This is a genomic window from Nocardia sp. NPDC057272 (assembly GCF_042668615.1).
Lineage (GTDB): Bacteria > Actinomycetota > Actinomycetes > Mycobacteriales > Mycobacteriaceae > Nocardia.
This window is the reverse complement of record NZ_JBHUYK010000010.1, coordinates 41,611-54,324: the sequence shown is the minus strand read 5'-3', so window position 1 is coordinate 54,324 and position 12,714 is coordinate 41,611. Positions and strand designations below refer to the sequence as shown.

Annotated in this window: 11 protein-coding genes; 3 read left to right on the top strand and 8 right to left on the bottom strand. The window is 68.5% G+C overall.

What is annotated here, in order from left to right; translation table 11 throughout:
* Nucleotides 1-350 precede the first annotated feature (350 nt).
* The 5 genes from ACFULV_RS16115 to ACFULV_RS16095 all read right to left on the bottom strand — a co-directional run bounded on the left by ACFULV_RS16115 (nucleotide 351) and on the right by ACFULV_RS16095 (nucleotide 4,442).
* Nucleotides 351-1,346, bottom strand: a complete 996-nt coding sequence (locus ACFULV_RS16115) for a sulfate/molybdate ABC transporter ATP-binding protein (RefSeq protein WP_378657214.1) — start codon at nucleotides 1,344-1,346, stop codon at nucleotides 351-353.
* On the bottom strand, nucleotides 1,343-2,149 hold the full coding sequence (gene cysW, locus ACFULV_RS16110) for a sulfate ABC transporter permease subunit CysW (protein ID WP_378637457.1): 807 nt from the start codon (nucleotides 2,147-2,149) through the stop codon (nucleotides 1,343-1,345). The genes ACFULV_RS16115 and cysW overlap by 4 nt, the downstream gene beginning before the upstream one ends.
* Nucleotides 2,146-2,997, bottom strand: a complete 852-nt coding sequence (gene cysT, locus ACFULV_RS16105; protein ID WP_378637744.1) for a sulfate ABC transporter permease subunit CysT — start codon at nucleotides 2,995-2,997, stop codon at nucleotides 2,146-2,148. The genes cysW and cysT overlap by 4 nt, the downstream gene beginning before the upstream one ends.
* Before the next feature lie 92 nt (nucleotides 2,998-3,089).
* A complete protein-coding gene (locus ACFULV_RS16100; protein WP_378637454.1) occupies nucleotides 3,090-4,142 on the bottom strand; it encodes a sulfate ABC transporter substrate-binding protein in 1,053 nt (350 codons plus the stop codon).
* 210 nt (nucleotides 4,143-4,352) lie between these two features.
* On the bottom strand, nucleotides 4,353-4,442 hold the full coding sequence (locus ACFULV_RS16095; RefSeq protein ID WP_019045829.1) for an Ms4533A family Cys-rich leader peptide: 90 nt from the start codon (nucleotides 4,440-4,442) through the stop codon (nucleotides 4,353-4,355).
* A gap of 74 nt (nucleotides 4,443-4,516) precedes the next feature.
* Here ACFULV_RS16095 and ACFULV_RS16090 point away from each other — a divergent pair, with 74 nt between their 5' ends.
* Entirely contained in the window at nucleotides 4,517-5,566 is a 1,050-nt protein-coding gene (locus ACFULV_RS16090) for a M48 family metallopeptidase (protein ID WP_378637452.1), read from the top strand.
* Between the two features lie 111 nt (nucleotides 5,567-5,677).
* Here the strand turns inward: ACFULV_RS16090 and ACFULV_RS16085 are convergent, their stop codons facing one another.
* Nucleotides 5,678-5,914, bottom strand: coding sequence for a hypothetical protein (locus ACFULV_RS16085; protein ID WP_378657211.1), 237 nt, complete (start codon nucleotides 5,912-5,914; stop codon nucleotides 5,678-5,680).
* Between the two features lie 140 nt (nucleotides 5,915-6,054).
* Here ACFULV_RS16085 and ACFULV_RS16080 point away from each other — a divergent pair, with 140 nt between their 5' ends.
* Entirely contained in the window at nucleotides 6,055-8,022 is a 1,968-nt protein-coding gene (locus ACFULV_RS16080) for a glycoside hydrolase family 15 protein (protein WP_378657209.1), read from the top strand.
* A 64-nt stretch (nucleotides 8,023-8,086) separates the two neighbouring features.
* On the opposite strand, the gene ACFULV_RS16075 is transcribed toward ACFULV_RS16080, so the two are convergent.
* Together ACFULV_RS16075 and ACFULV_RS16070 are read right to left on the bottom strand one after the other, a co-directional pair.
* Nucleotides 8,087-9,889: a hypothetical protein gene (locus ACFULV_RS16075; RefSeq protein WP_378657208.1), complete on the bottom strand. Its 1,803-nt coding sequence runs from the start codon at nucleotides 9,887-9,889 to the stop codon at nucleotides 8,087-8,089.
* Between the two features lie 44 nt (nucleotides 9,890-9,933).
* Nucleotides 9,934-11,997 carry a hypothetical protein gene (locus tag ACFULV_RS16070; protein WP_378657205.1) on the bottom strand — a complete coding sequence of 688 codons (2,064 nt, stop codon included), beginning with the start codon at nucleotides 11,995-11,997 and terminating at the stop codon, nucleotides 9,934-9,936.
* A gap of 285 nt (nucleotides 11,998-12,282) precedes the next feature.
* Between ACFULV_RS16070 and ACFULV_RS16065 the strand changes: the two genes are divergently transcribed.
* Nucleotides 12,283-12,714, top strand: a complete 432-nt coding sequence (locus ACFULV_RS16065) for a hypothetical protein (protein ID WP_378657203.1) — start codon at nucleotides 12,283-12,285, stop codon at nucleotides 12,712-12,714.

Here is a 12,714-nt window from a genome sequence, read left to right as displayed (position 1 = left end):
TCTAGGGACGTTTACTGTTTCCAATGGTTACACCTACACCGAGTCACGTCAACTCCATGCCATGCCGAATTTCTCGTGTCCGGCGTGGCGAAAGCCCTGTTGAGGAAGCTACTCGCCAGTAAAAATGCCTCTACCTGTGACACTGCGTCATGCACAGTCTTCGAGGGTCCGCGGCGAGACACGAAAAATAGTTGTCCGGCGAGCGCGTCGAACCGGCCTACGGACCGCCGGTACCGGTTAACCTGCGCCGATCCACATCAGTCGAACCGCGCACGGACCGCTGGCGAACCCCTCGACAACGCACCGGGGCCCCGCGACAGATGTCGCGGGGCCCGGTTGTCGCTGGAGGATCAGGCCAGGGGAAGGTCCGGGATCCGGGTGGCACGGGCGTACACGGTCTCGCCCTCGGTCAGGTGCAGCGCCGCGGCATCACCGCGAGTGACCTGGGCGGCGAACTGGTCGCCGGTCGCGGCATTGCGCAGTTCCAGGCGCACCTCGAAACCGAGGCGCACGATCCGCTCCACCGTGGCCCTGGTGACGCCCGCCGATTCGGCGGTGCCCTCGTGTTCGGCCATCGCCATGCTCGGATCACGCCCGACGCGGATGTCGTGCGGGCGGACCAGATGGCCGTTGAGCCGGGCGACCGCGCCGAGGAACGACATCACGAACTCGTTGGCGGGCCGGTCGTAGACCTCCTCGGGCGAACCGACCTGCTCGATGCGGCCCTTGTTCATCACCGCGATACGGTCGGCCACATCCAGTGCCTCCTCCTGGTCGTGGGTGACCAGGACGGTGGTCACGTGGACCTCGTCGTGCAGCCTGCGCAGCCACTGCCGCAGATCGGTGCGCACCTTCGCGTCGAGCGCGCCGAACGGCTCGTCCAGGAGCAGCACCTGCGGGTCGACGGCCAGCGCGCGGGCCAGTGCCATGCGCTGACGCTGACCGCCGGAGAGCTGCGCGGGATAACGGTGCTGGAAACCGTCGAGTCCGACGATGCCGAGCAGCTCGTCGACGCGCTTGTCGATCTCCTTCTTCGGCCGCTTGCGGATGGTCAGGCCGAAAGCGACGTTGTCGCGCACGGTCATGTGCTTGAACGCGGCGTAGTGCTGGAACACGAAGCCGATATCGCGCTTCTGCGGCGCCACGTGGGTGACGTCGTTACCCGCGATCACCACCACACCCGAGTCGAGCGATTCCAGCCCGGCGATCGAGCGCAGCAGCGTCGACTTGCCCGAACCGGACGGGCCCAGCAGAGCGGTGAGTTCGCCCGAGGGGATATCGATGCTGACATCGTCGAGGGCGGCGAAGGAACCGTAGTTCTTGCGCGCGTTGGTCACGGTGATCATTCGGTGCCCCGCTTGCGTTCGAGGAGAGTCATCAGGAGAAGGACGATCAGCGCCATACCCATCAGCAGGGTGGCCGCGCTGTAGGCGCCGAAGGTGTTGTGGTCGTTGATATAGCGGCCGTGCACCAGCAGGGTGAGCGTCTGGGACTTGCCGGGCAGCGCCGTGGAGACCATGATCACCGCACCGAATTCGCCCAGCGCGCGGGCCACGGTGAGCACGACGCCGTAGGTCAGGCCCCAGCGGATGGCGGGCAGGGTGATGCGCCAGAAGGTCTGCCAGCGCGAGGCGCCGAGGGTGGCCGCGGCCTGCTCCTGATCGTCACCGATCTCGTGCAGCACCGGCTCCACCTCACGCACCACGAACGGCAGCGTGACGAAGATGGTCGCGATCACCATGCCGGGCAGGCTGAAGATCACCTTGAAGCCGAGTGATTCCAGCCCACCGAACCAGCCGCCCGCGCCCCACAGCAGGATCAGCGACACACCGACGACCACCGGCGACACCGCGAACGGCAGGTCGACGATGCCCTGCATCAGACTGCGGCCCGGGAACTTGCTCCGGACCAGCGCCAGCGCCGTGACCACACCGAACACCACGTTCAGCGGCACCACGATGATCACGATGATCATCGACAGCTGGAACGCCGAGATGGCCGCGGGCGTGGTGATCGAGTCGATGAACGCGCCGATCCCCCGCTCGAACGTGCGCAGCAGGATGATCACCAGCGGCAGCACCAGCAAGATCAGCAGGTAGCCCAGCGCGATGGTGCGCAGCGAGATCCTGGTGAACGCGGACAGTTTCATCGGGCCGCCTCTTCTTTGCGCGAGGTGCGTTCGGCGAGAATCCGCAGCACGAGCAGGCTGACGAACGAGATCACCAGCAGCGCCACCGACACCGCGGCCGCGTTGACCGGCCGGTCGACCTCGATCTGCTGCTGGATGTACTGCGAGGTCATCTGCGTCTCGCGCGGGATATTGCCGCCGATCAGCACCACCGACCCGTACTCACCGATCGCCCTGGCGAAGGCGAGGCCGCCGCCGGAGATGATCGCCGGCGCCAGGGTGGGCAGCACGATGCGCCGGAAGGTGATCCAGTTGCTCGCGCCCAGCGACAGCGACGCCTGCTCCACTTCCTTGTCGACCTCGATCAGCACCGGCTGCACCGAGCGCACCACGAACGGCAGCGTGACGAAGGCCAGCGCCACCACCAGACCGGGCTGGGTGGCGTTGAGGTGGATGTCGACCGGGCTGTTCGGGCCGTAGAGCGAGAGCAACACGATCGAGGCGACGATCGTGGGCAGCGCGAACGGAAGGTCGATCAGCGCGTTGACGATGCCCTTGCCCGGGAACTCGTCACGAACCAGCACCCAGGCGATCAGCGTGCCCATCACGACATTGATCACGGCGACGATCACCGAGACGCCGATCGTCACCTTCAGCGAGTCGAGCGCCGAGGGCGCGGTGACCGCGTCCCAGAAGCCGGACCAGCCGTCTTCGAAGGAGCTGACGGTGAGCGCCGCCAGCGGCAGCAGCACGATGAGGCTGAGCCACAGCACGGCGACACCGATGCCGAACGGGCCCACCGACCCGGTGACGCGCAGCCAGGCCCAGCGAGGTCCGCGCGAGGTCGGCGGCTTCTTGTCCAGTTTCACGGCGCCGCCGGGATCGGAGGTATCCCCGGTCCCGGCGGGCCCACTGCTGTCAGTCACAGTTGTCCAGTATCGCGTGTGAGCCGGGTCACGGCCTACTTGGTGGCCTTGTCGTAGATGACGGCGACCTTGCCGGTGCCCTGCGCGAACAGATCCTTGTCGACAGCCTTCCAGCCACCGAGGTCGTCGATGGTCCACAGCTTGGCCGGGGTCGGGAAGTCCTTGGCGAACTCGGCCGCGACCTTCGGGTCGACCGGGCGGAAGCCGGCCTGCGCCCAGGCCTTCTGGCCCTCGGCGGTGAACAGGAAGTCGCGGAACGCGGTGGCCTTGGCCAGGTTCTTCGAGTTCTTCAGCACCGCGACCGGGTTCTCGATCTTGAAGGTGGTGGGCGGGTTGATGTGCTCGATCGGGTCGCCGTTGCGCTCGGAGAAGATGGCCTCGTTCTCGTAGCTCAGCAGCACGTCGCCGGTGCCCTGCAGGAAGGTCTCGGTGGCTTCACGGCCCGACTTGGGCTGCACCTTCACGTGCTCGGGCGAGACCAGCTGCGACAGGTAGTCCAGACCGGCCTGCTGGTTCTTGCCGCCGTCGCTCTTGGCGGCGTAGGGCGCGAGCAGGTTCCACTTGGCCGAGCCCGAGCTGAACGGGTTCGGGGTGACGACCTCGACACCCGGCTTCAGCAGATCGTCCCAGTCCTTGATGCCCTTGGGGTTGCCCTTACGCACCACCAGGGTGACGACCGAACCGAAGGGGATGCCCTTGGTGGCGTCGGCGTTCCAGGTGGACTCGACCAGACCGGCGTCGACCAGGCGGGTGATGTCGGGTTCGACAGAGAAGTTCACGACGTCGGCCTCGGCGCCGTCCTTGACCTTGCGCGACTGATCGCCCGAGGCGCCGTAGGAGGCCTGGACCTGCACACCCTTGCCCGCGTCGGTCTTGTTGAACTCGGGCACGACCTTGTCGAATCCCGGCTTCGGGACCGCGTAGGCGTAGAGGTTGAGGGTGCCCCCGCTGCCGTCGGCCACGGTAGCGCCGCCGTCGGTCGAGTCGCTGGCGCCACCGCCGCAGGCGGTCAGGGCGACCGCGGCGACAGCAGTGAGAGCGATGGCGGCGGCGCGGCGGCGCGAGCCGATCCAGGTGTTGCGAGACATCGGGGTGTACCTTTCGGGAAAGGACCTGCGGCGCAACGATTTTCGTGGCGGCAGGGAAGATCGTGTCGATCGGTAGACCTGTCGTACGTGGATATACGGCAGTTGGCGCGACTCGGGCCCAACGGCCCCCGGAGTGACGGACTACGACTGCGAAAGGAAAGCGCGCGCCAGTCTACTGGGCAAGAACGCGCAGCCGAGTCCGGTGGCCGATCATCGACAGAGAATGTCTGCGACCGCGAGGTTGCCGACAGCGATCAACGCCAACTCATGGCGGATCTGCGGGGCGACACTCGACGACACAGGCAGACTGTAGCAGATTGCGCCATGATGATCGCAATCGACGAGAGTTCTCTAACCAGGGGGGATTTCATCCTATGACCATGGCTCCAGACCGGGTTCGCACGCGTTTTCCGGAGATCAGCACGCGCGCTTGGGAACACCCGGCCGACCGCACCGCGCTCGTGGCGCTGCGCTCGCTGAGCGGCTTCGACACGGTGCTGCGGGCGCTGTCGGGATTGTTGCGGGAGCGCCAGCACCGGTTGATGTACCTGGCGACCGCCGTGCGGGTCGACGATCGGCAGTTCCGCACCCTGCACCAGTTACGCGCGGACTGCGTCGGCGTGCTCGACGCGCAATCCACCCCGGAGATGTTCGTGCTCCAGGACCCTTCGGTGAACGCGTTCACCATCGGGATGGACAAGCCGTTCATCGTGCTCACCACCGGCCTGCTCGAACTGATGGACACCGAGGAACTGCGGTTCGTGGTCGGCCACGAACTCGGCCACGCGCTGTCCGGGCACGCGGTGTATCGCACGATGCTCATGCACCTGATGCGGCTGTCGGCCTCGGTCGGCTGGATGCCGGTGGGCGGCTGGGCGTTGCGCGCGATCGTGGCAGCGCTGATGGAATGGAGCCGCAAGTCGGAGCTGTCCGGCGACCGGGCGGGGCTGCTGTGCTGCCAGGACGTGGAGGCTTCGGTGCGCGTGCACATGAAGACCGCGGGCGGCGCGTGGCTGCACGAGATGAACCACGGCGCGTTCCTCGACCAGGCCGACGACTACATGCGCTCGGGCGACCTGCGCGACGGCGTGCTCAAGCTGCTCAACCTGGAGCTGCAGTCGCACCCGTTCTCGGTGCTGCGCGCGGCCGAGCTGCGCCGCTGGATCCAGTCCGGCGAGTACGAGCGGGTGCTCGGCGGCAGCTATCCGCGTCGCGAGCAGGACAAGAACGCGCGGATCAGCGACGAGGTCAAGGAGGCGACCCGGCACTACCGCGAGTCGTTCGACCAGTCCGAGGACCTGCTGGTCCGCACGGTGCGCGACCTGGGCCGCGACGTGGGCTCGGCGGTGAACACGGTGGGTCAGGAAGTCGGCCGCACGGTATCCGACCTGGGCAAACGTTTCGACGACTGGCGCAAGAACTAGCCGCCGGGTCGGCGCGGGCTGGTGCTCGCGCCGACTAGCGCGTGAAGAACCACGCGATGACGACCAGGACCAAGAGGGCGATGAGCGCGAGCTGGACGCGAGAACGTGGCATCAGCGGGCACCGCTGCCGACAGTCGGGCGTTCGGCGAGGGTGACCGGCATCGGCGGTTCGGTGCGATCGTCGCGGCGCAGCAGGCGGAAGGCCATGCGCAGGCTGCGGTCGAGCAGGAAGGCGATGGCGAAGCTGATCGGGACCATACCGACCAGCACCACGAGAAACTGCGGAATGAAGGGCAGCCCGGCTACCCAGAGTTCGAACCCGTCCCACCAACCTGCGATGCGTTGCACGCCGTCCAGCCTAGTCGGTCGGCGTGAACGCCCTCGCCGTCCGCACGGCTGCGGGCGAATTCCCGGCCGCGACCGGCCGATACGCCGAGATCGCCGCCCCCAGCGGTGGACGCGCGCCCACACCGCCGTGATGATGGGGTATGGAGTCTTCCAGCGCTGACAGCCTGCCGATTCTGAGTCCGGTGTCCTCCAGCGGCCGTCGCGGCGCGTTTCCCCCGATCGACGACTACGCCTTCCTGTCCGACTGTGAAACCAGCTGCCTGATCGCCAGCAGCGGTTCGGTGGAGTGGATGTGCGTGCCACGCCCGGACTCCCCCAGCATTTTCGGCGCGATCCTCGACCGCAGCGCCGGGCATTTCCGGATCGGCCCCTACGGAACGAACGTGCCCGCGGCGCGGCGCTACCTGCCGGGCGGGATGATCCTGGAAACCACCTGGCAGACCGAAACCGGCTGGCTGATCGTGCGCGACACACTGGTACTCGGCCCGTGGCACAACAACAACGCCCGGTCCAAGACCCACCGGCGCACCCCGATGGACTGGGACGCCGAACACATCCTGTTGCGCACGGTCAAGTGTGTGAGCGGCACCGTCGAGCTCGAAATGAGCTGCCAGCCCTCGTTCGACTATCACCAGAGCGGGGCCAAGTGGGAGTACACCGGCAAGGTCTACGAGCAGGCGACCGCGCGGGCGTCGAGCGATCCCGACAGTGGGCCGTCGCTGATTCTCACCACCGATCTGCGCCTCGGCCTGGAAGGTAGGGAGGCACGCGCCCGCACCAGGATGGCCGAGGGCGACCAGGTGTTCGTCGCGCTCACCTGGTCGGAGCTACCCGCGCCCGCCACCTACGACGAGGCCGCGCAGAAGATGTGGGCGACCACCGAGTGCTGGCGGCGCTGGATCACCCAGGGTGATTTCCCCGACCATCCGTGGCGCAGCTATCTGCAGCGCAGCGCACTCACGCTCAAGGGGCTCACCTACGCGCCGACGGGCGCGCTCCTCGCCGCGGCTACCACCTCACTTCCGGAAACCCCTGGCGGAGAACGTAACTGGGACTACCGCTACACCTGGGTGCGCGACGCGAGTTTCGCGCTGTGGGGCTTGTACACCCTCGGCCTCGACCGCGAGGCCAACGACTTCTTCGCCTTCCTCGACGACGTCACCACCGGCGAGAACGGGGACGCGGTCCCCCTGCAGGTGCTCTACGGAATCGGCGGCGAACGGCAGATCACCGAATACGAGCTGCCGAATCTGTCCGGCTACGACGGCGCGCGCCCGGTCCGCGTCGGCAACGCCGCCTTCGACCAGGACCAGCACGACATCTGGGGCACCATGCTCGACGCGGTGTACCTGCATGTGAAATCGCGCGGGCAGGTGCCGGAATCGCTGTGGCCGCTGCTCGAACGCACCGTGCACGCGGCGATCGCGAACTGGCGCAAACCCGATCGCGGGATCTGGGAGGTCCGCGGCGAACCGCAGGACTTCACCTCGTCGAAGGTGATGTGCTGGGTGGCACTGGATCGCGGTGCCCGGCTGGCGGAGGTGCACGGCCAGCACGAGCGCGCGGCCGAGTGGTTCGAGATCGCCGAGGAGATCCGCGACGACGTCCTCGAATTCGGTGTCAGCCCGGAGGGCATCTTCACCCAGACCTATGGTGGCAACACGCTCGACGCGTCGCTGCTGCTGGTGGTGCTGACCCGTTTCCTGCCGCCCGACGATCCGCGCATCCGCGCGACGGTGCTCGCCATCGCCGACCGCCTCACCGTCAACGGACTGGTGCTGCGCTACCGCACCGAGACCACCGACGACGGTCTGGAAGGTGAGGAGGGCACCTTCACGATCTGTTCGTTCTGGCTGGTCTCGGCGCTGGTGGAGATCGGCGAACTCGAACGGGCCACCAATCTGTGTGAGCGGCTGCTCGGACTGGCCAGCCCGCTGCGCCTCTACGCCGAGGAGATCGACTCACGCACCGGGCGTCACCTGGGCAACTTCCCGCAGGCCTTCACCCACTTGGCGCTGATCAACGCCGTGACCCACGTGATCCGGGCCGAGGACCAGCGCAACGCGGGTCAGTTCCAGCCCGCGCACTCGCCTTCGCACCGATCATGAGACCGGAGCCGCCGACGTCTTCGCCCGGTGCCGGACACAGTGTTTCGGCCCACCCGGCGCCCGCTCAGTAGGCGAGGCGTTCGGCGCGGGCGCGTATCCCCGCCACCGTGCGCAGGCCCGCGTCGATCTCGGTGATACGCAGTTCCCGATGGTCGCCGTAGCGCAGGCCCGTCTCCTCGGCGGCGCGCAGGGCCTCGTCGGCGGTGCGGCCCACCTCGGCGGCGATCTCGGTGTAGTGGTCGCGCAGCACACGTTGCAGGGAGCGAAGGCGGTTGCGCGATTCCTTGCCCACCTGGAAGATCACGTCGTCGGCCAGCCGGGCGACGGCCACCTTGGCCTCGGCCTGCCTGCGATGCTTGCGGTTCTTGCGGTCGTCCCACAGCGCGTTCACACCGAGCAGCACACCCGCGCCGGCGGAATACCAGTTCACCAGCGACATCCCGAGCAGGCTGGTGGCCAGACCGACCATCAGGATGCCGCCGTAGGAGCCACGCAGCGCGGTGAGCAGCTGCTGTCCCACACCGGCTTTGGCACTTTCGAGGGGTTCCAGCGGCTGCACCGGCTCGAGGACCTCGCCGGGGTTGGTCAGCCGCAGTTCGGGCAGCGGCGGGGTTCGGTTGTCGGGCGGGAACTTCGAGGCCACCTGCTCGGTGAGCTCGACGGCGCGGTAGTGCGCCATCACGAAGTTCTCCTCGACCGCCTCGCAGATCCGCGCGTCCAGTTCGGAGGCGAAATCGGACCACTTGCGGGCAGGGTCGGTGCGGGTGATCTCGGCCTCTGCCTCGCGGACCAAGGTGCGCAACCGGTGCCGCAGATCGTGTTCGATGTCGGCGCTGAGCTCGGAGCTGCCGTCGACGAGGGTGACCTGCCAGGTGGCGGTGCGCTGTCGCAGCTGATCGGCGGTCGTGCGCGCGGCGGCGAGGCGCTGGGTGATCTCGGCACGCCTGCGCGGGTCGCGCAGCGTGTCCGACTCGGCCTGCAGGGTGACGGTGAGCTGGTCGGTGATCAGCGCGATATCGCGCACCGCGGCCGCCACGGCCACCGAATCGGCCTGGGCGACAACATATTCCCGTAGGTGATCGATGAGCTGGGGCACGCCTGACTCGGCATCACGCTGCTGGTCGCCGCGCTCGGCGGCCTCTCGATGCAGCAGACCCGAGACGGGAGCCACCGCGAAGTTCAGCCCGGCACCGTCGAGGAGCGCGCGATTGCGTCGCTGGGTGAGCGACCAGTGCGGGTTGCGGTCGATCTTGGTGAGTACGCAGACCACCGACGGGCACACCTGCTCGACCCGGCGCAGGTAGTCCAGCTGCGCCTCGGTGAGCTCGGCGGCGGAGTCGGCGGCGTAGAGCACGACATCGGCGGCGGCGATCATCGACCAGGCGGCCGCCTCGTGCGCGGTCGAGCCGGGCGCGTCCATCACGACGAGACCGTCGGCCAGCAGCCCACTCGGCTCGGCGAACTCGGCGCGCAACACACCGAGTGCGGTCAGGGCGGGAAGCGGATTCAGTGGGTCGACCGGCACCCGTTCGACCCGGCCACCCGGCGCCGACTTCACCAGCGTCGCCTTCGGCGCCTGGCCGTATTCGACGATCACCGGAACACTCGGTTTGCCCTCGGTGGCACTGACCGGCGACCCGACCATGCTGTTGACCAGCGTGCTCATCCCCGCCTGCGGTTCGCCGACGACGACGATCCGGACCCGCGGATCGCTGAGCCTGGCCCGCACCATGCCGAGACGGGCATCGAGGTCGTTACGGCCGCCCGAGCGGACCAGTTCCCGCAGTTCGTCGACCAGCGCGACAACGGGAGCCATCACATCCGGATGCTTCACCGTCGCGGTCTGCAGTCCGGCTGCGGCAGACACCTGTTCCTCACTCTCGTCGCATCGACACGGCCGAAATCGTCGTGTCAGACCACGAAGTCATACCCGTGGTGCTCGATGGGAAACGCGGCTGCGTGCAAATCACCGCCACCCAAGCCCGTATCGAACAATCCGGCCGAAACGCCATGGTAGCCGCTGTCGTGCTGGTCGAACTCGGCGGCGATCGGCTTGGTCTCGATGACCGGGGGTTTTACCGGCGCGACGGTCGGCTGCACGGTGACCGGCGGCGGGGTGACCACCGTCGGCGGGTCGATGTCGACGGTCGGCTGCTTGGTCGGCGGATCGATGGTCGGCTGCTTCGTCGGCGCCGTCGGCTGCTGGGTGGGCACCGACGCACTCGTGTGCGGGGTGGTCTGGCTGGGCACATCGACGGTCGGCGTACTCCCCCCGGTCGAGGGGGTCGTCACGCCGCCGGTGCTGGTCCCCGGCTTGGTGGTGAGGTCGTCGTCGGGAGTGGTCGGCTTGGTCGGAGCGGTCGAGCCGGTGTGGCCGGTCGGCGGCACGGTGATCGGCACCGTGGTGACGTCGGGCGCGGTCGGCGCCGTGACCGTGGGCACCTTCACCGTCGTCGGGGTGTCGAGGTCGACCGTCGGGACCTTGGAGGGAACCGTCACCGGCACGCTCGTCGGGGTGTGGCCGCCACCGGAGACTTCGGGCAGCACAACGGGTTTCGTCGGAGTGGGTGGGGTGAACAGCGCGGGCACCGAGGCCGCGGGCGCGGTCAGCGGCGACACGGCTTGATGACCGAACACATTCGCGATCGGGGTGGAGGCCGCGTCGGGCTGAATGGTGGTCTGCAACGGCGTGCTGACCACGGGGTTGACCGCCACCGGCGCGGGCGCGGCGGGGGCGACAGGCGCGGGGGCGATCGGGGCAGGCGCGTGCGCGGGAGCCGCGGCGAACGGTGTCGCCGGGGCGGGTGCGGGAGCCGCGACGGCGGGTGCGGGAGTCGCGAGCGCCGGGGCGGGCGCCGTCGTGCCGGGCAGACCGACACCCGTCGAGGACGAGCCGGGCAGGCCGGGAGCGCCCGACGACGAGTTGCCCAGACCGGTTCCGCCGGACGAGGAAGTGCCCAGGCCGGACCCGCCGGGCGTGGTGCCTGCCGTGTCACCGGGGACCTTCAGCCCGTCACCGAGCCACTGGCCGTAGTCGTCGAGCTGATCGCCGACCTGGCCGACCTGCACGTCGACCTTCATCTGCGAGGTGGCCCACACGCCGTCGAGCCCGACGTGGACGTCGACCTGCCAGTCGGTGGTGACCATCGCGCCGACGCCGTCGAACATGCCACCGATACCGTCGAACGCCCCGCCGAGGTTGCCGATCCCGTCGAATATGCCGCCGGGCGCGCCGGCGCCGGCTGAATCGCCACTGGGCAACCCGACGCTGTCGTAGCCGGGGATGCCGAACCCGTTGCCGGGCAGACCGTCGTAGCCCGGAATGCCGATACCGCCGCCGGGCAGACCGTCGAAACCGGGCAGACCGTGGCCGGTGCCGGGTAGCTCGAAACCGGGCAGATTGCCGTGGCCCGGCAGACCTTCGAAACCGGGCAGATCGAAGCCGGGATCCGGGGTGGTGCCGGGCAGCGGGTTCGGGGTGTCGTGGTACCCCGGTCCGGCGGGCGTGTGCCCGTAGCCCGGTATGCCGATACCGCTGGACGGCTCGTCGCTGCCGGGGATCCGGAATTCACGATCACCGTCGGATCCGGGAATCTCTGGGCGCCGGGCGGATTCGTCCGTCGCCGCGACCATCGACACGTCGGGCTTGGGCGGCGCGGCGAATGCCGTGTGCGGCACCACGGGGGCAGGCGGGGGCTCGACGGCCAGGTCGGGAAAGGTCACGATCGGGCTCGGTGCGTCCGGGCTCGGATCGGTGGAGACGGTCTGCTGCGACCAGCCCGCGTACCTGCTGTCGGCATTGCTGGTGCCGGGCTCGCGTGTGGTCCCGTTGGCCGCGACCAACGCGCCACCGGTGACATAGGCGCCGGCCCTGGCCACCCGGGCTACGCCGTTGGCGATCCGGTAGGCCGTGTCCGACCCCTCCGACCCCTCTGCGCGCGCGGCACCGTCATCGAAAGGCAGATCACGCGTCATCAAAGCTCCAACACTCGCATCGCTGTGGTTCCCCACCACAAACAGCGGCGAAGTGAGGCCCATCCAACACTATTTCCCGGACATCGGCCTGTCATTTCGTGCAGGCCGGTTGGTACCCCGCTCACCTTATGGCGAGCAACATCTTTCGGCGAGCCCGGGGAATCAGGGGCGCGCACGATCCCAAGAGAACTCTAACGAATGCTCAACGGAGCGTGAAGATCGGAACCCTAGCGTCGGTGCGGTCGACCGAGAAGGTCGGTGAAACGCACAGTCAGGAGCCCGATCATGACCGAACTCTCCACCCGTTACCGCGTCAAGGCCGCCGCACTACTCGGCGGTGCCGCCGCGATCACCGCCACTGTGGCGGGCGTCGCGTCCGCCGATCCGGGCGAGCGCCCCGACGACGGCCGGGCAACCACGATCATCTGCACCGCGCCGGGCGGCGGAAACGTGCCCGGTCTACCCCCGCTGCCCGCCGAGCCCGGAATCCGTCTCGAACGCACCGTTCCCGGCGCGCCCGGCCAGGAAACGGGGCGGATCCACATCGAGCGCGCGGCCCCGGGCAGGCCCGCACCGCCGATGGACGGTCCCGTGGATTGTCAGAGGATCCACCCCGATGGTGAGCGCACCATCGTCCCCGCGCCCGGCGGCTTCGCCGACGTCGTCCCGGCCCCGGCGACCGGTTCTGCCGATACCCAGCCCGCGCAACCATTCTGA

Bases quoted from the DNA above. Each gene is read 5' to 3' on its own strand.
- ACFULV_RS16115 (WP_378657214.1), bottom strand. From the start codon at position 1,346: ATGATCACCGTGACCAACGCGCGCAAGAACTACGGTTCCTTCGCCGCC.
- cysW (WP_378637457.1), bottom strand. From the start codon at position 2,149: ATGAAACTGTCCGCGTTCACCAGGATCTCGCTGCGCACCATCGCGCTG.
- ACFULV_RS16100 (WP_378637454.1), bottom strand. From the start codon at position 4,142: ATGTCTCGCAACACCTGGATCGGCTCGCGCCGCCGCGCCGCCGCCATC.
- ACFULV_RS16090 (WP_378637452.1), top strand. From the start codon at position 4,517: ATGACCATGGCTCCAGACCGGGTTCGCACGCGTTTTCCGGAGATCAGC.
- ACFULV_RS16080 (WP_378657209.1), top strand. From the start codon at position 6,055: ATGGAGTCTTCCAGCGCTGACAGCCTGCCGATTCTGAGTCCGGTGTCC.
- ACFULV_RS16070 (WP_378657205.1), bottom strand. From the start codon at position 11,997: ATGACGCGTGATCTGCCTTTCGATGACGGTGCCGCGCGCGCAGAGGGG.
- ACFULV_RS16065 (WP_378657203.1), top strand. From the start codon at position 12,283: ATGACCGAACTCTCCACCCGTTACCGCGTCAAGGCCGCCGCACTACTC.